This window comes from Massilia sp. Leaf139 (genome assembly GCF_001424165.1).
Classification (GTDB): domain Bacteria; phylum Pseudomonadota; class Gammaproteobacteria; order Burkholderiales; family Burkholderiaceae_D; genus Telluria.
In genome coordinates this window covers 300,227-321,435 of record NZ_LMOJ01000025.1, presented here as the reverse complement: position 1 = coordinate 321,435, position 21,209 = coordinate 300,227, and the positions used below count along the sequence as shown (strand labels likewise).

Annotated in this window: 21 protein-coding genes and 1 tRNA gene; 8 read left to right on the top strand and 14 right to left on the bottom strand. The window is 64.7% G+C overall.

From position 1 onward, the window contains the following. Nucleotides 1–32 precede the first annotated feature (32 nt). Nucleotides 33–1,310 carry a sugar MFS transporter gene (locus tag ASF77_RS19185; RefSeq protein WP_056343032.1) on the top strand — a complete coding sequence of 426 codons (1,278 nt, stop codon included), beginning with the start codon at nt 33–35 and terminating at the stop codon, nt 1,308–1,310. Between the two features lie 21 nt (nt 1,311–1,331). On the opposite strand, the gene trmB is transcribed toward ASF77_RS19185, so the two are convergent. Beyond that, a complete protein-coding gene (gene trmB / locus ASF77_RS19180; RefSeq protein WP_056344140.1) occupies nt 1,332–2,012 on the bottom strand; it encodes a tRNA (guanosine(46)-N7)-methyltransferase TrmB in 681 nt (226 codons plus the stop codon). Between the two features lie 198 nt (nt 2,013–2,210). Between trmB and ASF77_RS19175 the strand changes: the two genes are divergently transcribed. Continuing rightward, on the top strand, nt 2,211–3,329 hold the full coding sequence (locus ASF77_RS19175) for a succinylglutamate desuccinylase/aspartoacylase family protein (RefSeq protein ID WP_056343028.1): 1,119 nt from the start codon (nt 2,211–2,213) through the stop codon (nt 3,327–3,329). 3 nt (nt 3,330–3,332) lie between these two features. On the opposite strand, the gene ASF77_RS19170 is transcribed toward ASF77_RS19175, so the two are convergent. The 3 genes from ASF77_RS19170 to ASF77_RS19160 form a co-directional block, all read right to left on the bottom strand. After that, the gene (locus ASF77_RS19170; protein ID WP_056343027.1) at nt 3,333–4,001 is read right to left on the bottom strand and encodes a DUF6064 family protein; all 669 of its coding nucleotides are present in this window, start codon (nt 3,999–4,001) and stop codon (nt 3,333–3,335) included. Continuing rightward, nucleotides 3,998–4,924 (bottom strand): aldo/keto reductase, encoded by a 927-nt coding sequence (locus ASF77_RS19165; RefSeq protein WP_082493904.1) that lies wholly within the window; start codon nt 4,922–4,924, stop codon nt 3,998–4,000. Before ASF77_RS19165 ends, ASF77_RS19170 begins: the two co-directional genes overlap by 4 nt. Before the next feature lie 87 nt (nt 4,925–5,011). Next, nucleotides 5,012–5,242: a hypothetical protein gene (locus ASF77_RS19160; RefSeq protein ID WP_056343024.1), complete on the bottom strand. Its 231-nt coding sequence runs from the start codon at nt 5,240–5,242 to the stop codon at nt 5,012–5,014. Nucleotides 5,243–5,365: 123 nt separating this feature from the next. Between ASF77_RS19160 and ASF77_RS19155 the strand changes: the two genes are divergently transcribed. After that, on the top strand, nt 5,366–6,073 hold the full coding sequence (locus ASF77_RS19155) for an XRE family transcriptional regulator (protein WP_056343021.1): 708 nt from the start codon (nt 5,366–5,368) through the stop codon (nt 6,071–6,073). Continuing rightward, complete coding sequence (locus ASF77_RS19150) at nt 6,073–6,360, top strand: hypothetical protein (RefSeq protein ID WP_056343018.1); 288 nt, start codon at nt 6,073–6,075, stop codon at nt 6,358–6,360. Before ASF77_RS19155 ends, ASF77_RS19150 begins: the two co-directional genes overlap by 1 nt. A 30-nt stretch (nt 6,361–6,390) precedes the next feature. Here ASF77_RS19150 and ASF77_RS19145 read toward each other — a convergent pair whose 3' ends face one another. Then, the gene (locus ASF77_RS19145; RefSeq protein WP_229445498.1) at nt 6,391–7,065 is read right to left on the bottom strand and encodes a PEP-CTERM sorting domain-containing protein; all 675 of its coding nucleotides are present in this window, start codon (nt 7,063–7,065) and stop codon (nt 6,391–6,393) included. Between the two features lie 222 nt (nt 7,066–7,287). Then, nucleotides 7,288–7,361, bottom strand: a tRNA-Gly gene (locus ASF77_RS19140). Between the two features lie 196 nt (nt 7,362–7,557). Here ASF77_RS19140 and xdp1 point away from each other — a divergent pair. Next, nucleotides 7,558–8,337: an exosortase-dependent surface protein XDP1 gene (gene xdp1 / locus ASF77_RS19135; protein ID WP_082493902.1), complete on the top strand. Its 780-nt coding sequence runs from the start codon at nt 7,558–7,560 to the stop codon at nt 8,335–8,337. Between the two features lie 56 nt (nt 8,338–8,393). On the opposite strand, the gene ASF77_RS19130 is transcribed toward xdp1, so the two are convergent. The 4 genes from ASF77_RS19130 to ASF77_RS19115 form a co-directional block, all read right to left on the bottom strand. After that, nucleotides 8,394–9,062 carry a hypothetical protein gene (locus ASF77_RS19130; RefSeq protein WP_056343010.1) on the bottom strand — a complete coding sequence of 223 codons (669 nt, stop codon included), beginning with the start codon at nt 9,060–9,062 and terminating at the stop codon, nt 8,394–8,396. Nucleotides 9,063–9,079: 17 nt separating this feature from the next. Continuing rightward, nucleotides 9,080–9,838, bottom strand: coding sequence for a hypothetical protein (locus tag ASF77_RS19125; RefSeq protein WP_056343007.1), 759 nt, complete (start codon nt 9,836–9,838; stop codon nt 9,080–9,082). An 87-nt stretch (nt 9,839–9,925) separates the two neighbouring features. After that, nucleotides 9,926–10,948, bottom strand: a complete 1,023-nt coding sequence (locus ASF77_RS19120; protein WP_056343004.1) for a TraB/GumN family protein — start codon at nt 10,946–10,948, stop codon at nt 9,926–9,928. Nucleotides 10,949–10,967: 19 nt separating this feature from the next. Then, on the bottom strand, nt 10,968–11,372 hold the full coding sequence (locus ASF77_RS19115) for a helix-turn-helix domain-containing protein (RefSeq protein WP_200934206.1): 405 nt from the start codon (nt 11,370–11,372) through the stop codon (nt 10,968–10,970). Nucleotides 11,373–11,459: 87 nt separating this feature from the next. Between ASF77_RS19115 and ASF77_RS19110 the strand changes: the two genes are divergently transcribed. The 3 genes from ASF77_RS19110 (at nt 11,460) to ASF77_RS19100 (ending at nt 13,705) form a co-directional block, all read left to right on the top strand. Continuing rightward, complete coding sequence (locus tag ASF77_RS19110; RefSeq protein ID WP_056343001.1) at nt 11,460–11,822, top strand: VOC family protein; 363 nt, start codon at nt 11,460–11,462, stop codon at nt 11,820–11,822. A 169-nt stretch (nt 11,823–11,991) separates the two neighbouring features. Beyond that, on the top strand, nt 11,992–12,531 hold the full coding sequence (locus ASF77_RS19105; RefSeq protein WP_056342998.1) for an LPP20 family lipoprotein: 540 nt from the start codon (nt 11,992–11,994) through the stop codon (nt 12,529–12,531). Continuing rightward, entirely contained in the window at nt 12,521–13,705 is a 1,185-nt protein-coding gene (locus ASF77_RS19100) for a flagellar assembly protein T N-terminal domain-containing protein (protein WP_056342995.1), read from the top strand. The genes ASF77_RS19105 and ASF77_RS19100 overlap by 11 nt, the downstream gene beginning before the upstream one ends. 124 nt (nt 13,706–13,829) lie before the next feature. On the opposite strand, the gene ASF77_RS19095 is transcribed toward ASF77_RS19100, so the two are convergent. The 4 genes from ASF77_RS19095 to ASF77_RS19080 form a co-directional block, all read right to left on the bottom strand. Further along, a complete protein-coding gene (locus ASF77_RS19095; RefSeq protein WP_056342992.1) occupies nt 13,830–15,326 on the bottom strand; it encodes a UdgX family uracil-DNA binding protein in 1,497 nt (498 codons plus the stop codon). Next, a complete protein-coding gene (locus ASF77_RS19090) occupies nt 15,323–16,555 on the bottom strand; it encodes a putative DNA modification/repair radical SAM protein (protein ID WP_056342989.1) in 1,233 nt (410 codons plus the stop codon). Before ASF77_RS19090 ends, ASF77_RS19095 begins: the two co-directional genes overlap by 4 nt. Before the next feature lie 134 nt (nt 16,556–16,689). Further along, nucleotides 16,690–19,464 (bottom strand): pitrilysin family protein, encoded by a 2,775-nt coding sequence (locus tag ASF77_RS19085; RefSeq protein ID WP_056342986.1) that lies wholly within the window; start codon nt 19,462–19,464, stop codon nt 16,690–16,692. A gap of 157 nt (nt 19,465–19,621) precedes the next feature. Then, a complete protein-coding gene (locus tag ASF77_RS19080) occupies nt 19,622–21,205 on the bottom strand; it encodes a tetratricopeptide repeat protein (protein ID WP_056342982.1) in 1,584 nt (527 codons plus the stop codon). Between the last annotated feature and the right edge of the window lie 4 nt (nt 21,206–21,209).

Below are 21,209 nucleotides of genomic sequence, written 5' to 3'. Positions count from 1 at the left end.
CACCCGCCGCGGCACGATTCACCGACCCAATCATGCACATCGATTCCCCCGCGGCCGCTCCCTCGACCTACTCCGTGCCGGCCAATGCCGCCAGCCTGCAGACCTTCGTCTTCGCCCTGTTCTTCATCTTCGGCGGCATCACCAGCCTGAACGACGTCATCATTCCGAAGCTGAAGGATCTGTTCACCTTGAGCTATGCCCAGGCGATGCTGGTGCAGTCGGCCTTCTTTGCCGCCTACTTCATCGTCTCGATCCCCGCCGCCGCCATCGTGCGCCGCATCGGCTACATGCGCAGCGCCGTCGCCGGCCTGCTGACGATGACGGCGGGCTGCCTGCTGTTCATCCCGGCATCGTCGTCGGGCGTGTTCGCCACCTTCCTGGTGGCGCTGTTCGTGCTGGCATCCGGTATCACGATCGTCCAGGTGGTCGCCAATCCATTGATTTCGCTGCTGGGCGCACCGCAAACGGCGCACAGCCGCCTGACCTTCGCACAGGCCTTCAATGCCCTGGGCACCACGGTGTTTCCGTATGCCGGCGCCATCCTGATCCTCGGTTCGCTCGCCACGGTCGATCCGGCCAGCCTGTCGGGCGCGGCGCTGGACGCCTACCGCGCCGAGGAGACGCGGGTCGTCGTGCATACCTATCTCGGCCTGGCGCTTGCACTGGTGATCGTCGCCGCCCTGGTCTGGCACAACCGCAACAAGCTGGTGGAAACGAAGGCGCCGAAGGTGAGCATGCTGCGCGCCTTCGAACTGCTGCGCCAGCGACGCTTCGCCTTCGGCGCGGCCTGCATTTTTCTGTATGTCGGCGCGGAAGTCGCGGTCGGCTCCGTCATCGTCAACTACCTGATGGAAGCGAACGTGCTGGGGCTGAGCGCGGAAGCGGCGGGCAAGCACGTCCCCCTGTACTGGGGTGGCGCGATGGTCGGCCGCTTCATCGGCGCGGCGCTGCTGCGCATGTTTTCGCCCGGTAAAGTGCTGGCCTGCGCGGCGGCGATGACGATCGCGCTGCTGCTGGTGTCGGCAACGACGACGGGAATGGTCTCGGGCTGGGCGCTGCTGGCGGTGGGCCTGTTCAATTCGATCATGTTCCCGACCATTTTCTCGCTGGCTTGCGAAGGACTCGGCGAGCGGGCGGCCGAAGGATCGGGCCTGATCTGCATGGCGATTGTCGGTGGCGCGATCGTGCCGCTGATCACGGGGCACGCGGCCGATAGCGTCGGCCTGAAAATGGCCTTGATCGTCCCGGCACTGTGCTACGCCGTCATCCTGTGCTTCGGCATCTTCGCGCGCCGCCCACGGGCGGATTGAATCCCGGGGCGGCGCAGCTGTTCACTTCTTCGTGAACACCAGATCCCAGACGCCATGTCCCAGTTTGAGGCCGCGGTTCTCGAATTTGGTCAGCGGCCGGTAGGCCGGCTGCGGCGCATAGCCGTCGGCCGTGTTCGCCAGCTGCGGCTCGGCGCCCAGCACGTCCAGCATCTGCACCGCGTAATCTTCCCAGTCGGTCGCCAGGTGGATATAGCCGCCCGGTTTGAGCTTCGAGCACAGCAGCTTTACGAACGGCGGCTGGATCAGGCGGCGCTTGTTGTGGCGCGCCTTGTGCCAGGGATCCGGGAAATAGATATGGAAACCGTCGAGCGAACCGTCGGCGATCATGTGGTTCAGCACCTCGAAGGCGTCGTGCTGGATCAGGCGCAGGTTCTGGATGTCCTGCTCGCCGATCTGCTTGAGCAGGCTGCCCACGCCCGGCGTGTGCACTTCCACGCCAATAAAATTCTTCTCGGGCATCTGGCGCGCGATGTGCGCCGTGGTGTCGCCCATGCCGAAGCCGATTTCGAGGATGGTCGGCGCGGCGCGGCCGAAGGCGGCGGCGTAGTCGAGCATCTCCTTCTGGTAGGGCACCAGGAACTGCGGCCCGAATTCCTCGAAGGCCCGTGCCTGCCCCGTCGACAGGCGCCCGGCGCGGGTGACGAAACTGCGGATGCGGTGTTCGGTCGGATCGTAAAGCATCGTACGGGCCGGGCCGTTGTCGGGGGTGTCTGCGGACATGGGAAATGAAAGAGAGGAAAGAACGGCGGACATTATAGCCTACGGCTTGCGCATCTTTACGGCCTGGGAGCGCTGATGAGGGCGGCGCATCCGTGTTTAGTCAAGAAGGCAATCTGCGCCATAATTGTGCTTTCGTGCCCACCCTGCCAAAGCTTGCCGATGCATTCGACCAAACATCCGATCGCGATCGAAGACAATGTCGCGACCTTCCAATTGACCTCGTTCCACTACGGCACACCCGGCGTCGGCAAGAAGGTGTACATCCAGGCCTCGCTGCATGCGGACGAGGTGCCGGCGATGCTGGTCGCCCATTTCCTGCGCCAGGAACTGGATCGCCTCGATGCCGAGGGCCGCATCAAGGGCGAGATCATCCTGGTGCCGGCTGCCAACCCGATCGGCCTGTCGCAAACGATCCACGGCACCCCCTTCGGCCGCTACGACCTCTCGACCGGCGTGAATTTCAATCGCGCCTATAAACATGTGGCGGACGACCTCAAACGGTCGCTGGCAGGCAAGCTGGGCCAGGATGCGCAGGCGAACGTCGCCCTGATCCGCGAACATGCGCGCGGCTCGCTGGCCGAATGGGAACCCACCACCAGCGGCGGCCTGCTGAAAAAAATCCTGCTGTCGATGGCGATCGACGCCGACATCATGCTCGACCTGCATTGCGATAACGAAGCGGTGCTGCACATGTATGCGGGCGAACCGCTGGCCGAAGCCGTGCAGCCGCTGGCCACCCTGATGGGCGCGCATGCGGTGCTGCTGGCGCGCGAGTCCGGTGGCGAACCTTTCGACGAAGCCTGCAGCCGTCTGTGGTGGGATCTGGCAGAGCACTTTGGGCCGGAAGTCGCCATCCCACCGGCCGGTATCGCCATCACGGTCGAGCTGCGCGGGGAGAACGACGTGCGCTACGACCTGGCCCGGCCGGATGCAGAAGCCCTGCTGCAATACCTGGCGAGGAATGGCGTGCTGGATCTGCCGCTCGCCCCCTTGCCCGCGCCGCTGTGCGCGCCGACGCCGCTGGAAGCGGTCGAGCCCTTGTCCGCGCCCCACTCCGGCGTGCTGGTCTTCCTGAAACAGCTGGGAGACAGGGTCGCGGCGAACGAGGCGGTGGCCGAGATCGTCAACCCGGTGACGGGACAAGTGACGCCGGTAGCGCCTAAACACGCCGGCGTCTTCTTCGCGAGCACGGCGCACCGCCACCTGCTGCGCGGGATGCACGTTTGCAAGATCGCAGGGGAGACCGCGCATCGGGCCGGCAACCTGCTCGGTGCCTGAGCTTTATTGACGGGCGCGTCGGGCAGCGATGACGCGCGCCCCGACCGCCAGCACGGCCAGGATCGGCAACAGCCAGGCCTGGCCCGACCTTAGCTCGATCAGGGTCGCGCTGCCGACCGCGCACCACAGCAGCGGCACGATCCACAGCACGGGACGCGCACGCCACAACAGCAAGGCGCCCAATGTCAGGGCCACCGTCGGATCGGGCGCCATGCCGAACACCTCGGCCTGCATCCAGGGCCGCCCAGCCAGCGGCGCCAGCAGCGGATACCCGATCAGGGCAACCAGCCCGATCCCCGGCCCCAGCTTACCGAGCGTACCGACAGGCTCCGTCAAGCGCGGCGCCAGGCGCTTGCTTGCCAGCCACAGCAGCAGTACGGCCTGCAGCGCGAACGCGATCGCAAAATACGGGGCGCCGGTGTGGATGGTGGCGTAGCGCTGGGCAAAATAGCGCCAGGCGACGTGCAGCCAGGCCAGCGCCAGCAGCACTGCCACCGTCCGCCCCGCTTTCGCGCCGCCATGCAGCAGGCCGGCCACGAGCGCGATCCCGGCCGCCAGCGTCAGCAACTGCACCGGCCACAAGGCAAGATTGAGGAGTTCGAACAGGCGGAAATAGGTTGCCTTCGAAAACATCAGCAGATCGGCCAGCGTGTACGTCCACCATTCGCTCATGTCAGCCGCTTCACGTCCGCAACGATGCGCCGGCGCAGGGCCGCGTCGGGCAGCGGGCCACGCGCGACCAGCATGTTTTCCCGCGCATGGGCCGGATTGGACGTGGCCGGAATCGCGCAGGTGACGCCCGGCTCGGCGACGATGAATTTCAGCAACGCCTGGGCCCAGGTAGTGCAGCCGATCTCGCGCGCCCAGCCCGGTAAAGGTGTATTCGCCAGCGTCTGCGTCAGCTCTCCCTGGCGGAACGGCCGGTTGACGATGACGCCGATACCACGCTCGCGCGCCAGCGGCAGGATCCGGTTTTCCACTTCGCGGTCGAGCACGTTGTAGCTCACTTGCACGAAGTCGAGCGGCTGGGTTTTCATGATGGCGACGAGTTCGTCATGGCGCCGCCCTTCGGAGGTGGTGATGCCGACATAGCGCAGCCGGCCCGCCGCCTTCATGGCCACCAGGGTACGCAGATGGTCTTCCCATGCCAGTAAATTGTGCACCTGCAGCAGGTCGAAACGGGGAACGCCCCACAAGCCGCGCGACGTCTCGACCTGGGCCGGGCCGCGCGCGCCGGAACCGATCCAGACCTTATCGGCCGAAAACACCGACTTCGGATGCTTAAGCTGCGCCAGCGCGTGGCCGATGACGGCCTGGGCGGAACCGTACATCGGCGAGGAGTCGATCAGGCGCCCGCCGCCCTGCAGGAAGGCGCGCACCACCGCCGTGCACTGGGCGCGCGCGGCCGGGTCGTCGCCCACATTGAAGGTGATCCAGCTGCCGAGGCCGACGACGGGCAACTGCTCGCCGGACGATGGAATCGAGCGCGTGAGCAACTGCGGGGCCTGTGCCAGCGCGCCGCCCGTCACTGCACAGGCCCCGCCCGCGAGCATGGCGCGCAACAGCATCCTGCGTTCGACCGATAAATCCTGCATGCTCGCTCCCGCAATGGCGCCGGCAGGCCAGCCGACACCCCATGTCACCACAGTTTGGATGAGGATTCAATAGCCGTACGTTCCAGCTCAGGGTTTGGTATTCAGCGCCGCCAGCCGCGCCTCGGTCTCGCGGATGGCAAGCTCGGCCTGCCGCTGTTCACGCGCGTCCTTCCTGAGCATATAAAACACGTTCAGCGCGCAGGTCGTCACGCCGGTAACGATGCCGAGGGCGACCCCGACCCGCTCCAGCGTCATCGCCGTGCCGACGGCTGCCAGTGCGCCTACCATGCTCGAGAGTTCCATCATATTCAGTTTCATTGCTGTCTCCATTCTCGTTGAGTCAAGTCAACCGCGGTATAGTTATACTATACTTATTCGTAAAGTTTTTCTATACTCGCACGTGTAGATTTGCTATACACTTTCACGATGGAACTTAAAACGATGATTGCCAACTGGATCAAGGAAGCACGGCGCGAGGCAGGGCTGTCGGGCGAAGCCTTGGGCACGAAACTGGCGTTCGAGCTCGGCACGGTGCGCGGCCATACCAAGGCGAACATCTCGCATTGGGAGACGGAAAAGCACAGTCCCAGCCTGCAGCAATTGCTGGCAATCGCCAAGGTCACCGGCAAAAGCCTGCCGGCCGCGATCATCGACGGCCTGCGCGGCTCCGATCCGGTGGCGCTCTACCCTGGCGCCATGCGCGTCGTCGTCTCCGATGTGAACGACGACACGTTCGTGCAAGTGCCGATGGTGAAGCTGCGCCTGTCCGCCGGCGTCACCGGGTTCCAGACCGAGCCCGAGCATCACGACGGCGGCACGGTCGGCATGCGCCGCGACTGGGTCGAGCGCAAGGGACTCAATCCAAGCAGCCTGATCGCGATCCTGGTCAAGGGCGAAAGCATGGAGCCGACCCTGTACGAGGACGATATCGTCGTCATCAACACCGCCGACAGGAAGCCGGCGGCGGGCGAAGTGTTCGCCGTGAATTTCAATGGCGAACCCGTCGTCAAACGCATGCAGAAGGATGGCGGGAGATGGTGGCTGGCCTCGGACAATCCGGATCAGCGCACGTATTACCGGCGCGCTTGCGAAGGCGACGGTTGCCTCGTCATCGGGCGCGTGGTGCGCAAGGAAAGCGACCGGATCTGATGCGCGTCCAGGTCACGCAATTCGCGCCCCATGGTTCGCCGATCGTCGTCGCCGTCGTCGCATCGGCATTCACGCTGAAAGACGCGGCGGAACCGGTGCTGAAAAAAGTCGCGGAGCACTACCCGGCCCTGCCGGTCATGCTGGTGTCGATCGAGCCGAACGGCTTCCGGGCGTATGCGCCGTTTCAGACGGGGGAGTTGCTGGCGCTGCTGCAACTGGAGCAGTTGCATTTCGAGGAGATCGATATCTCGCTACCGCCGGAGGACGACGCCCCCCTGCCGTTCTGAAGACGGCAGAGGCACGCGCCTTGTTACACCTTACTTCGCTGCCTTGCGCTTGCGTGCAAAGGTAGCCGCTGCCACGCCCAGGCCGAGCAGGGCCAGCGAACCCGGTTCCGGCACTTCGGCCGGGATCGATTGCAGCTGCATGCGCACGCTATCGATCGCGGTGGCGCCGTTGCCGTCGAGTGTCGTATGCGTCGATGCGGAGCTGGTACCGATCCGCACCATGTCGAAGCCCTTGACGTCGTACAAACCAATCACTGTGCCCGCAGCGGCGTCGAAGCTGCCGATACCGGTACGCGTGTTATCCAGCCATGTCTCCCAGACGCCGTGCAATGCAGAGGTGAAATAGCCGGTGCCGACGATCGTCTCGAAGCCCATGAATACTTCATCCTTGGCGCCTTTGACTTCAGCATACGTTCCGACATGGTAATAAATTCCACCCGACATATTGGCAAAACCAATGTGGTTGCCGCAGAGACCCACCTGGCACACGACTCCTGCGGGGAACTTGCCAGGAGTAAAGCGCAAGCCACCTTCGGCGTAATCCAGGCTGTCATTGCTTGCCAGCCCATCGAAGTTTGCCGAGAAGTCGGTTTTGATGATGGCGCTGTTCTGTCCGACTGACTGGATCGGCGCAGCGTTTGCGGAAGAAGCGAACAGGACAGCCGTCGTGATCAGGGCTGAAGCGAAGTGTTTGTTGACGCGCATGGTCATTCCTTGTTTTGGTTTCTATTGGTTATCTTTTCTTACCATTCATCAATAGCAATTACCATGCCACAATAAACCTTTGAACGTAAACATGCACTTGAGATAAACGGAGGGCAGATCAGGACAATCACTGTAAGGTTTCTCGACAAAGGTAGAGACAGGCTAGCCGTCGGTGCCGAGATCAACTGCAGAGAAAAAGAATGGGATGTGGTGCGAGGGAAATGGAGCGGGTGAAGGGAATCGAACCCTCGTCATAAGCTTGGGAAGCTTCAGCTCTACCATTGAGCTACACCCGCGTTGCCAGCATTCTACGCCCGTTTGGTCAGCCTTGCCAGCTTGGCAGCGAGCAGCAACACCCCGGCAAAGTGTCTACTTACCACGACATTTCCTGGAAATCCCGAGAAAACCTCAGTCGAATGATCAAGCCCTGCTTGATTGTTGTAACATGTCAATTAAAATTGACCAATAGAAACAACAACATTCAAGGCTTCCATGAAACTGAAACCCCTTAGCGCGTTCGCCTGCATGCTTGCCATCATCGGCGCTCATGGCGTCGCACAAGCCGGCGCGATCTCGTTTAACGAAACGACCTGCGTCGCCGGTTCGGCCACGGCCACCTCGCTCACCTGCGATATCAAGGCGGCTGGCGCCAGCCGCTCGGCCACGATGTCGGCCTGGTCGACCGTTACTTCCGGCGTCTTCAGCAGCGCAACGATCGGCTACTATCCATCCGCCGGCATCGGCATCAGTGGCAAGAACGAGCCCACTACCAACTCGCAGCATGCGATGGACAACCGCGACGGTACCGAAGCCTTCCTGATCAACTTTGGTTCCCCCGACTTCGCGCTGAACCAGCTGTCGATCGGCTGGAGCGGCGGCGACGCCGATGTCAGCATCCTGCGCTACACCGGCACTGCCGCCCCCTCGATCCTGGGCCGCAGCGTGACCGGTCTGGGCAATATGGCGGACTGGGATCTGGTCGGCGACTACGCGACGATGGCGCCAGGCAAACCGCTCTCGTTCAACACAGGCAGCGACGCCAAGACCGCTTCCTGGTGGCTGGTCAGCACCTACAATCCCGGTTATTCGGGCATGCCGGCCTCGGGCGGCCTGACCGTGAACAACGATTACTTCAAGCTGTCCGGCTTCAGTGGCGACATCGTCATCCCGACCCCGCCGCCGAGCCAGGTGCCGGAACCGGGCAGCTTCGCCCTGTTCGGCATCGCGCTGGTCGGCTTCGTTGCGGCACGCCGCCATCTGCGCGCGAAGTAATTGCTTTTAAGCGGCTGCGCGGCGCGCGTTCAGGCGCCGGCGCTGCTAGCGGCGCCTTACGGACGGCTTGCCACCAGATTCAGGCCCGTCTCGTCATTCGCGTAGAAAATCAGTCCTGGCAAATTAGCAGGCAGGGCCGCCGCAGGTTCGGCCTTCGCCAGCAATGCCTTGATTGGCGCCAGGACACTCGTTCTGAGCGCATGTTCGCTGTCCAGCTCGAGCAACCGGAGCGAGAATGTCCATTGCGGATATTTGCCATCCTGTTCGCTGTCCCAGAAAATCAGACGCTCATCTTTGACTTCCCAGTAATTCCAGTTTGGCGGGAATGTGACATAGAACTCCTCATCCTTGAAATCGGTGGCATGGCGCCAAAAGGAGACGTGGAGCACGGGGCCGATGCTCTCACCGTGGCCGTCGCCCAAAGGTGGTAGGCCGCCGCCGAAGACGCTGATCTGGTAATTGATCCATGCGCTTGCCGCCATTTTGCGACGATTTCTTTCCATCACCGGAATGCTGATGCTGCTCGACGTGGTCGACCATCCGGACAGACTTTGCTGATACCGCAGATTCGACTTCCCCGCGATTTGCAGCTTATCGAACTCGTTGTTTTTCAAGCCCGATTCCGTTATGGCCCTTAACGAGTTGCCCAAATCGTAGGCCTGCTTCCAGACGTTTTCGATCAGCTCACCAGCCCGTACGATTTTCGTGCCTGCGTCCATGTGCATGTGCTTCACCTGGGAATTTAGAAAGTTGTCGACGGCGCGTTGCCATGCCAGAAGGTGACAGGATCGCCCTCTGCGAGCGGGAAGGCATCGGCCAGGCGGATGCTGTCGCCGAACCCGACGAAGGGGCGGATGCCCACTTGCAGCAGGAAATGACTGGTCAGCCGGCACCAGCGCCGCAGCGGCACCGGAAGATCCGGCGCGGCGCCCAGCCCTTCGATTTCGTGTCTGAATTCATGCCAGCTCAGCAGGCGCAGGCGGCTGGCCGCAGCGCCGCCCTCGCCCAGGCAGGCCCAGGACGTTTCGTCGACCTGCAACTCCTCGACGCGCTTGGCAATGAAGACGTGCAGCGAGTGGGCGTGCTCGCCTTCGTGATACCGCTCCCATTGCTTCTCGAGCTGATCATCGCCACTCAGCGGCGCATTCCATTTCAGCTCGACCAGCAGGGAACGGCGCGTGCCATGCGTATCCGAGAAGACGATATGAAGATCGGGCTCGACCTTGTCTTTCTTGGGCCAGAACAGTAGCGTGCATGCGGTCGGCGTAAAGGACGGTGCGAAAAAATCCGGCGGCGGCAAGCCGCCCCGCTTGCGCGACGCCTGGTGATTCAGGATGGTCTCCCAGCAGCGCCAGTTATCCGCGGGCGACAGAAAATCCATGGGGCCGAAGACGAGCGAGGTGATTTCGTCTTCGGAACTGACCCGGGGTTCGAGCTCGTCTTTGACCCCGAGATAACGTATGTGAAAACTGCTTTTATGACGATCGAAGGCATGCAGCATGGCGATCCGCCGGAGGAACAAGGATGCGCCGATCCTAGCATCGCTCTCAACTTGTCCGGCGCGCGTTGCCGCCTTATCCCGGCCGGCTTATTTCGGCGGCTCGACCGTATAACCCTTTGCCTGCAATACCGCGATCACGCCTTTCGGATCGAAGATGTCCTTGATGTGTACCACGGCGAAGGTGCTGGTATTCGCGGCCAGCGCCTTTTCGGCGGCCTCCACCCATTTCGTGGTCGAGGTCTCCTGCAGCGTTTTGAATTCCGGCTGGTTCTTGGCGAGCGAACTGGAGCTCAACGCTTGCTGGCAAGCGGCACGATCCTCGTAGTTCAGCTTGCGGATGTCCTCGATCTCGCCGACGGCCCAGGCATTGGCGCGGGCACGCATGAAGTCCAGCTCCCCCTCCAGGCGCTCGATGGTCTTGATCAGGCAAGGCACGTCGTCCATGGGGGACTTCTTGAATTCGCGCACGGCCTTGGCTGGATCCTTGATCTGGATGTTGACGGCCGCATTGGTCACCTTCAGCTTGTGCTTTTCAGCGAGCTTGTCGATGGTCTTGGTGATCTCATTACCGCCGACCAGGCCGGCCTCCTTGTAGGCCCGGCTCGTCAACTGGGCGGCGATGAAGGAAGGACGCTCGCGCTCGACGCTGTCGTCGTTATCGAAATACTTCTGTTTCAGGGGTTGCCAGCGGGCGTAGACCTCGGGCGGCACCAGGTTTTTCAGCTCGCCGTCGGGATTGCTCTTGACACCGAACAGGAAAGGCAGCGCCGTCAGGCCGTTCCAACCGACGCCGAAGCCGGCGCCCGGTGCCTTCAGGTATTCCTGGGAACCGGCGATGATCTTCTCGACATCGCGCGAGCGCCATTCCATTTTCTTCGGCACCGGGGAATAGGTGCCGAACACCCACATCACGTGTTCGCCTTTCGAGACCTTCCACAAGCCCGGCCCCGGGCGCGCCCCGGACACCAGCACGGTCTGCGGCACCTCTTCCAGCACTTGCGCGGGCGCTGCGTTTTCCGTCGCCGGCGGCGTGGCGGGCGGCTCGGTCTGCGCCCAAACAGGCAAGCTCAGCAGGCACAGGGTGAGTGCGGGTATGACACGTTGCAGCATGGCGGCATCCTTCCGGTTGTTAGCTGAAGGACATTGTGTTGCTGTTGGGCGAGATAAGCAAGATATAAGTTAGTGACAAAATGTTACGCAAGCCATATGTATATTGAATATCACGAATTCTCACTTTGTTCTTGCGCGCCGCCCAGGTCCGCAGCACCAGGTAGCTCGGCACTGCCGTACGCGAGACGCTGGTCGCGCTGACCAGTTGCCGGCGCAGCAGCAGCGCGATGGCGCGCTGGGCGGTGATGCGCGACAGGCCGGTGTCGAGCGCCATCGTCGCATAGCTCAGTTGCACGGCGCGTCCGCCGGCGGCCTCGATGCGGTGCCACAGGTAGCAATAGATCAGGAAGGCCGAGGGCGAATGTTCGTGGCCGACCAGGTCGGGCATCAGCACGTCAAGCACATACGGGTCGAAGGTCGTCACTCGCATCACCAAGAGTATAGTCACGATGATTATAGATCGCTCCGCCTGCGTGCGAGAATGCCGGGCTCATTCCACCGGAGACAGCCCATGATCACCCACATCAAATTCGTCAGCATTCCGACCCGCGACCAGGATGTCGCGCTCGCCTTCTACACTGAAAAACTGGGCTTTCGGGTGATCACCGACCAGCCTTTCGGCCCGCAGCGCTGGATCGAGCTGCGCGTCGGCGCTTCGGAAACCCGCTTCGTGCTGTTCACGCCGCCCGGCCAGGAAGAGCGCATCGGCAGCCAGTTCAACGGTTCGCTCGCCTGCGACGATGTCGAAGCGACCTACCGCCAACTCTCGGCGCGCGGCGTCGAATTCGTCTCGCCGCCGCAAAAGCAGCCCTGGGGCGAATTCGCGATCATGAAAGACCCGGACGGCAACCAGTTCGTCCTGTCCTCGTCCTGAGCAGCTTCCAGCCAGCCTGACCGGACTTGACGAAGCGCCAAGCTGGTTGCGATTTTGCGGATTTTTAGTACAAATATTTCCGTACACCATCAAGATCCGGCGCGAGCGGCCGTTATCCAGTGAGATAGCGCGCCACCGCGCGCATGCCCTACCTATTTCCGGATCCGTCATGAAAATCGTCGCTGTCCTCGCCCTTGCCGCCGCCTCGCTGCTGTCCGCCTGTGGCACCGTGCGCTCCAAACCCGTGCCCCAGGTTCAACTCCAGCCGGTGATCGTCACCCTGAACGCCACCGGCTATGGCGCCGTCAACACCGCCGCCTGCAACGGCGAGTGCGACCGCGTCTCGCCGGCCCAGCGCAAGCTGCTGGCCATGCGCGCCGCGCGCCTGGACGCCTACCGCGCCATGGCCGAACAGGTGTACGGCATGCGTATCGAAGGCGGCAGCACGGTTGGGTCGCTCGCGCTCAAGGACGACAGTTTCAAGGTGTATATTGACGCCTTCATCCGTGGCGCGCGCGTGACCAACGTCGCCCAGCGCGAAGACGGCAGCTACGAGACGACCGTGGAGATGGATTTCGATACCAATGCGGCCCAGTCCCACCCTCCCGCACCGCACGCTGCTCCGGCAGTGGCGAAGAACGCCCGCACCATGGTGGGCGGCGCCGGCCCCGGCGCTGCCTATGGCGCCTCGTTCTACCATGCCCAGTAAGCTGCGGCTGTTCGGCGGCGCCGTCCTGGCACTGCTTTTCACTCTTTTCGTTCCCGCTTTCGCTGCCCCGATCGAGGCCGAAGGCGTCGCCGCGATCGCCGGTGGCGGCCTGGCGCAGGCCCGGCAGGCGGCGATCCGCGACGCGCTCGAGCAGCTCGGCCTGCGGAGCGGCGCCCGCGTCGACGTCGCCGCCGGCAGCTCCACGCGCGGCAAGTCCGCGGAAAGCAGCCGCGTCCAGCCGGCGGTCGATTTCGCGCGCTACACGGTGCTGCGCGAATGGCAGACCGGCCCGCTGCTGCACGTGCGCGTCGCCGTGAAGGAAGAAGACGCGCGTCCGCGCGGCAGCGTCAACCTCGCCTACAAGAAGAAAATCGTCGTCACGCCCTTCCACCTGCGCCGCTCGCCGCAGCTGGACGACGTCGACGACATCGCCATCCGCCTACCGCAGGAACTGCTGCGCCGCATGACGGGTTCCGGCAAATTCCTCGGCAAGGAAAGCCCATACGTCATTTCTCCCGGCGTCAACGGCCCCAGCACCGACAGCGCCGCCGTCCGCCGCCTGGCGTCGATGTACGAGGGCCAGTTCGTGGTCTCGGGCGAGATCCTCGATGCGGGTAACTTCGAGCAGCCGGCCTATTACGGCCTGCTCAAGAAGGCGGCGCGCCGCATCGAGATCGCCTTCTATGTGCATGACGGACTCACCGGCGCCCTGGTGGCGCGGCGCACGGCGCTGGTGGAACAGGTCGGCGAGCGCCGCGTCGGGCGCGACAAGCCTTTCGGCAGCGCCAGCTTCGCCGCCACGCCTTTCGGCGGCGCCATCCTGCGCGCCCTCGACGAAGGCATCGCCGCCATCTCGGACGACATCGCGGCCTTGCCCTTCGCGGCCAAGGTAGTGCAGGTGCAGGGCGAACGCATCTTCATCGACGCCGGCAGCACTTCGTCGGTGGCGCCGGGCGACCAGCTCGTGGTCTACCGGGTCGACCCGCGCCAGCAGGTGTATGGCGCCGACCCGCTGGTGCCGCTCGGCGCCGTCGAAACGCCGCTTGGCACCTTCAGCGTCGTGCAGGTGCAGCCGGGCTTTGCGATCGGCACCGTGATGCCGCCGGCAACGGCCCGGCAGATCAGCGTCGGGGATGTGGTGCGCTTCGATGTGGCGGTCTTGCCTGCAAAGTGAGTTTTACCAGTAGGGTGGGCACCTCGTGCCCACGCGGTGATACCTACGGGCTCCACTATCGTGCTCGAGGATCTCGCCGTCACTTATCACCGCGTGGACTCGGGAGTCCACGCTACAAAACCGGTCAAGCCGGTGGCTCTTCCGGCGGCCGCTCCAGCAGCGACTGCGCCAACTTGAAACCCTCGACCATCACATTGAACGCCTGGTGCTTGGTCTCTTCATCCGGCACGCGCAGGATGTACGACGGGTGGTAGACGGTGACGACCCAATACTCTCCATGCCGGATCGCCTTGCCGAGCGACTCGCCCAGCTTGGCGCTGCCGCTGCCGAGCACCGACTTCAATGCGGTCGCGCCCAGCGCCACGATCACCTTCGGCTGTACGGCCGCCAGTTCCTTGTCGAGCCAGTAGTTGCAAGCCTCGACCTCGCGCTGCGCCGGGGTCTTGTGCAGACGGCGCTTACCGCGCGGCTCCCACTTGAAATGCTTGACGGCGTTGGTGAGATAGATTTCGCGCCGCTCCAGGCCCGCGGATTCGAACACGCGGTCGAGCAGCTTGCCGGCCGGCCCGATAAAGGCTTTGCCGGCCAGGTCTTCCTGGTCGCCAGGCTGTTCGCCCACCAGCATGATCTGCGCCTTCTTCGGCCCTTCCCCGCCCACCGCCTGCGTGGCGTACTGCCACAGCTCGCAGCGCCGGCATTCGTCGAGTTTCGAAGGCTGCTGGCGTTCCGGCTGGGCGTCGGCCGGCGCAATCGGAATCGTAAAACCGCTCTTGCGGCCCACCGCTTGCGCCTGCCCCGTGCTGCGCGCGCCCAGTTCGGCGTTGCTGACCATCTGCGGGACGATCGCGCCTTCCGGCAGATTCTTCCAGAAGCGCGAGGGAATATGGCTTTGCATCAGCTGGGCGTTCACGCGCGCCGGATTGAAGATGCTGCGGTAATAGGTCAGCCACAAGGCTTCCCCCGCGTCGTCCAGGTCGGCCGCGCTTTTCATGAGGGGGCCGGTATGGTGCAGGATCGCGCCGTCCCACATGACGCTGGCCTCGGGCGTGCCGATCATCCAGGTAACGTTGCCCATGCGGTTCTTGAAATGCTCGGCGACCTGCGGCAGCACGTCGTGGCGCGGCTCGAACCAGGCGGCGAATTGCGGCGGGCCGGCCTCCAGGGGACGCTCGCGGAATCGGATATAGGCATGCATGTCGTGCTCCTCGCGGCGCACCGCCTTCACCATCGCGTGCAGCTTGCCGCCGTCGACGTCGGCCGGCGACTGCACGTCGTGCTCGCCGCGCTGCCAGCGCCAGATGACGCGGTACAGGAAGGCCCAGCGGTCGGGCACGCGGCAGCAGGCGGCGGACTGCAGCATGTCCATCAGCGCGCGTGGAATGTGCGGTGCGGGTTTTACGGGCATCAGCCCGGCAGGAGCATTATCGGGAGAAGACGGAGAGTGAGGCGCACCCGAGAAGAGGTCGGCGTCGAGCGAACGCGCCTCGTTCCAGGTAACGAGTTCCGGCGCCACGTCGTGCATGAGGAGCTCGCGCGCTGCGCTGCGCCATTCGGGGAAGCTGGAAACCACCAGCGGCTGGCCGGCGGCAACGATCGCAGCAGCACCGGCCGCCGCGTTCATGCCGCCTTCAACTCCGGCCACAGATTCATCTGCTCCTGCGGCGCGCCCAGGTGACGGCGCAGCAGGTCGGAACTGGCCAGGCCCTGCGCCGGCTTGTAGTCGGCGGTGACGACGAAGGGCGCGATCTTCTTCATGCTGCAGCGCAGGCGCGACAGGTCTTCCCAGCGGATGCGGCGCAGGCGGCGCAGGTCGACGATGCGCTTGGCGTTGCGCAGGCCGATGCCGGGCACGCGCGCGATCATCTCGGCCTCGGCGCGGTTCAGATCCATCGGGAAGTGCTCGCGGTTGGCCAGCGCCCAGGCCAGCTTGGGGTCGACGTCGAGCGCCAGGTTGCCCGCTTCAGGCATCAACTCGCCCGCGCTGAAGCCATAACTGCGCAGCAGGAAATCGGCCTGGTACAGGCGATGCTCGCGCAAGAGCGGCGGCGGCGCCAGCGGCACGCTGTCCGGGCTTTGCGGAATCGGGCTGAAGGCCGAGTAGTACACGCGTTTCAGCTTGTAGCTGCCGTACAGGGTCTCGGCCGTGTTGAGAATCGTCTGGTCGTCGCTGGCGTCGGCGCCGACGATCATCTGCGTGCTCTGCCCGGCCGGCGCGAAGCTCGGCGCCTTCGGCTCTTCCGCTTTTTCATCCAGCTTGCGGCGGATCGAGCCCATTGCCAGTTTGATGGTGTGAACGTTCTTTTCGGGCGCGAGGCGGGACACGCTGTCGTGGGTCGGCAGCTCGATGTTGACCGACAGACGGTCGGCGTAACGGCCCGCTTCGGCGATCAACAAGGGATCGGCGTCCGGGATCGTCTTGAGGTGGATGTAGCCCTTGAAGTTGTGCTCTTCGCGCAGCGTGCGCGCGACAGCGACCAGCTGCTCCATCGTGTAGTCGCTCGACTGGATGATGCCGGAACTCAGGAACAGGCCGTCGATGTAGTTGCGCAGATAGAAATCGTGGGTCAATTTCACGACTTCGGCAACCGAGAAGCGCGCACGCGGGACATTCGAAGTACGGCGGTTGACGCAGTACTGGCAGTCGTAGACGCAGAAATTGGTGAGCAGGATCTTCAGCAGCGAGACGCAGCGGCCGTCCGGCGTGTAGCTGTGGCAGATACCCATGCCCGTGGTGGCGCCGATGCCGCCGTCGTTACCGTCGGAAGCACGCTTCGGCGCACCGCTGCTGGCGCAGGAGGCATCGTATTTGGCGGCGTCCGCCAGGATTTCGAGCTTGTCGGAAAGTTTCATCGGAGTGGAGAAACTGTATGGGTGTACAGTATAAACCAGTCCGGGTATGTACGGCGCGCGAGTGCGCGAAGTGGCGGGACAAAGGCGGTTCAGATCTTACGGGGTGGGCATTGATGCCCACCCCGCGCGTTAAATTACCTCACTGGCTTGCCATCCTGATCCAGAACCACGACTTCACCCCAACCCAGCGAGCGGATGCCGGCTTCGACCTTGCGCAGGTCGCCGATCACCATCCACACGACATTGTCCGGCTGGACGAACTTGCCCGCGGCCTGGCCCAGCTGCGCCGGGGTCAGGGCCTTCAGGTTAGCCGAATAGCTGCTCCAGTAGTTCTCCGGCAGGTTCAGGTTGACGCTGGCCAGGGCCGCGCTTTCCAGTGCCGACAGGGTCTCGAAGCGGCCGGCCAGGCGCGAGGTCATGTTGCGCATGATGCTCTCGTACTCGGCGCCGACCAGCGGACGCGCGCCCGCCACGCCCTTGACCTCTTTCGCCACTTCGCGCATCGCCTCGACGGTTTTATCCGTCTGCACCGGCGCCATCGTGATAAAGCTGCGCTGGCCGCGCACTTCGCTCAGACGCGCATTGGTGCCGTAGCTCCAGTGTTTATCCAGGCGCAGGTTGCGGTTCAGGCGCGAGGTCGCGATGCCGCCGAAGTTGTGCATCACCGGCTCGATCGCGAGATCTTCCGGCTGGCCGTACGGCAGCGACAGGTGGGCGGCGACGATGGTCGACTGCGGCGCGTCCGGTTTGTCGATCAAATACACCTTCTTGCCTGTCGTGCTGCCCAGCTGTGCCGCCGGCTTGGCCGGTGCGCTGCCCGCCGCCCAGCGGCCGAACGAGGCTTCCAGCGCCGGCAGCAGCTTGTCCATGGTGGTGTCGCCGGCGACGATCAGGGTCGCGCTGCCCGGACGGAACCAGCTGGCATGCCACTTGGCCAGGTCGTCGCGGGTGATGCCTTCGACGCTGGCGGCGGTGCCGCTGGCCGGCTTGCCGTAGGCGTGTTCCTGGCCGTACAGCAGGGCCGGGACGACGCGCATGGCCAGGCTGTTCGGCTGCGCCTTTTCCTGGCCGATCTGCGCCAGGCGGCGCGTTTTGGTCAGCGTGAACTGGTCTTGCGGGAAGCTCGGCGCCAGTGCGGCGTCGGCCATGATGGCCAGCGACGGCGCCAGGTTGGCGGACGTGGCCTGCAGGCGCACCAGCGACTGGTCGGCGCTGCTGCCGGTCGACAGGCGCGCGCCCAGGTTTTCCAGCGCGTCCGACAGCGCAAAGGCGTCGCGCGTCTTGGTGCCCTTGTCGAGCAGGTCGAGCGCGAGCGAGGCGGCGCCGGCCTTGGCGCTGCTGTCGGACGCCGTGCCGGCGTCCACCGCCAGCGTCGCGTTCACGATCGGCGCCGTGTGGCGCTCGAGCAGGATCACTTTCAGGCCGTTCTTCAATTGTGCGCGCTGCATGGCCGGGAACTTGACGTCCGGCGCTTCGCCCAGCGATGGCAGCACCTTGCGGTCGATCGCCGACTTAGTCGCGGCCAGCTTGGCAATCGGGTTGACCGTCATCGTGTAGTGGTGCCCGCGCAGCCAGCGGTTGCCGGCGGCTTTCACGTCGGCCGGGGTGGCGCTCGCCAGCTGTTCCAGGCGGTTCAGGTAGGCGTCGGGCGATCCGCCATACGTCTGGCTTTCGGCCAGCACGTCGGAACGGCCGCCCATGCCGCCCAGGCGCTCGATGCTGCGCGAGAAGTCGGACAGGGTGCGGGTCTTGACGCGCGCCAGTTCGGCACTCGTCGGGCCCTTGGCCAGCAGTTCGGCCACGATGGCGTCGATCTCGCGCTCGACTTCGAGCGGATCGGCGCCCGGCTTGATGGTGGCGGAAATGCTGAAGGTGCCGCTCAATTCGGCGTCGTTCACGAACGCGCCGACGCTGGTGGCGAGACCCTTCTCGTAGACCAGGCGCTTGTCCAGGCGTGCGTTCTTGGAGCCGGCCAGGACTTCGGCCAGCAGCGCCAGGCGCGGGGTGTCGGCGTCCTTCCAGTTCGCCACGTGCCAGTTGCGATAGATGCGCACCTGCGGCACGTGATCCTGCATCTCGTCGCGGATGTTGCGCTCGAGCGTGGGAATCCAGGTCTCGGTGCGCGGCAGCGGTGGGCCCGGCGGAATCGCACCGAAGTACTTGGTCACCAGTTCCAGCGCCTTTTCCGGCGTGATGTCGCCAGCGAGCGAGATCACCGCGTTGTTCGGGCCGTAATAGGTGCGGTACCACTCGCGGATGTCTTCCAGCGAGGCGGCCTGCAGATCTTCCATGCTGCCGATGGTCGACCACGAATACGGGTGCGAGTACGGGTACATCTTGGCGCTGATCTCGTTGCGCACGCGGCCGTACGGCTGGTTCTCGCCCTGGCGTTTTTCGTTCTGCACCACGCCGCGCTCGCGCTCGAGCATCTCCTTCGAGATGTAATTGCCGAGGAAGCCCATGCGATCCGATTCGAGGAACAGGGTGCGTTCCAGCGCCGACACCGGCACGTCTTCGAAGAAGTTGGTGCGGTCGGTATTGGTGGTGCCGTTGCGGTTGTTCGCGCCCAGGTCGTCCATCGCCTCGCGGAAGCCGTGCGGGTAGTTCTCGGACCCGTTGAAGAAGAAGTGCTCGAACAGGTGCGCAAAGCCGGTCTTGCCGCGCTTCTCGTTGCGCGAACCGACGTGGTACCACATGTTCACGCCGACGACAGGGACGCTGTGGTCTTCATGCACGACCAGGGTCAGGCCGTTCGGCAGCACGAATTTCTTGAAGTTGATCGCGTAGGCCTTGCGGTCGAAGGACGGCGATTTTGCGGCGGTGGCGGCGGCAGCGGGTGCGGCATGCGCCGGCAGCGCGGCGGCCGAAGCGAAGGCGAGGGCCAGCGCAGCGAGAAGCGGTTTGTTCATGGGTCTCCGTGGGGGCAGTGTGGTTGTTGTGGGCAGTATTTTAACTGTCGGGCATGGCGCTTCGGCGCGGATTTTGCGAGTTTTCGGATATGCATGCGTACGGCGAACGCGTAGACGGGAAACCCGTCCACGCGTTCAAGCGGCCTACGCTCAGCCCCTATGCCGCTTCCTGCAAACCCTGCACCAGTTCCAGCTGCTGCGCGCTCATGCGCGCCGCGATCCGTTTCAGGTAAGAAGCCGCGCCCGCCACGCCGGCGCCGGCGGCCCGTTCCAGCCAGCCGTAGGCTTCCAACAGATCGCGCTGCGCGCCCTGCCCCGCCGCATACATCACGCCGAGGTTGAACTGCGCGCGCGCATGGCCCTGGCGCGCCGCGCACAGGTACCAGAAATGAGCCGCTTCGTAGTCGCGCTCGACGCCGTGGGCGCTGTCGTAGCGCAGCGCCAGCGCGAACTGGGCCAGCGCGTGGCCGGCGTCGGCGGCCTTGCGGTACCAGCCGGCAGCTTCGCGCGGATCGCTCGTCTCGTCGCGTTCGAGCAGCACGCCCACCATGTGCTGGGCCGGCGCATAGTCCTGGTCTGCGGCGCGCCGGTACCAGGCCAGCGCGCGCGCCGCATCGCGGGTCACGCCGGCGCCGCTTTCGTAGCGCAGGGCGAGGTCGAACTGGGCGCGCAGGTGGCCCTGTTCGGCCGCCTGGGCATACCAGTGCACGGCCTGGGCCGGATCCTGGGGCACGCCGCTGCCCGCGTCGAACAGATGGGCCAAATGGTATTGGGCGGAAGGCAGGCCCTGGGCCGCGGCCTGGCGGTACCAGTGCGCGGCCTGCGCCGGGTCGCGCTCGACGCCCTGGCCATATTCGTAGCGCAGGCCGAGGTTATCCTGGGCGGCGGCATGGCCGCCTTCCGCGGCGCGCCGGTACCAGGTCAACGCCGCCGCTTCGTCGCGCGGCACCCCGCTGCCGCTGTCGTAAATCAGGGCCAGGTTGAACTGGGAACTCAAATGGTTCTGGCGCGCGGCGCGTTCGTACCAGTGGATCGCCTGCGCGCTGTCCTGGCCGACGTCCTGCCCCTTGTCGTAGCGCAGCGCGAGATTGAACTGGGCCGGCGCGTGGTTCTGCTCGGCGGCGCGGCGCAGCCAGATCAGCGCCTGGGCCGGGTCGCGCTCGACGCCCTGGCCGCTGTCGTAGCGCAGCGCCAGCACGAACTGCGAGCGCGCGTAACCCTGCTCGGCCGCGCGCCGGTACCACAGCAGCGCCGTGTCGCCGTCCTGGGCCACGCCCTTGCCGCCGTCGAACATCATGCCGAGGTTGTGCTGGGCACCGGGATCGCCCTGCTCGGCCGCCTGCGCGAACCAGTGCAGGGCCTGGGCCACGTCGGGCACCGTGCCCTGCCCCTTGGCGAACATCCAGCCCAGGTTGTATTGGGCCGGCGCATAGCCCTGCTCGGCCGCCGCGCGGTACCAACCCAGGGCCTGCGCCTGATCCTGGGTGACGCCCTGCCCTTTCTGGAACATGAGACCGAGATTGTATTGGGCTTGCTCGAGGCCGGCCGCGGCGGCCTTGCGGTACCAGGCCACGGCCAGCGCCGGGTCGCGCGCCACCCCCTGGCCGTTCACGTACATGAAGCCGAGCTGGTGCTGGGCACTGGCGACGCCGCGCTCGGCCAGCGTTTTTACGCGCAGGAACTCGGCGGTGTGGCGTGCCCCCTCGCGCTCGCCGGCATCGGTCGCGCTCGCACCGTCCATGGAT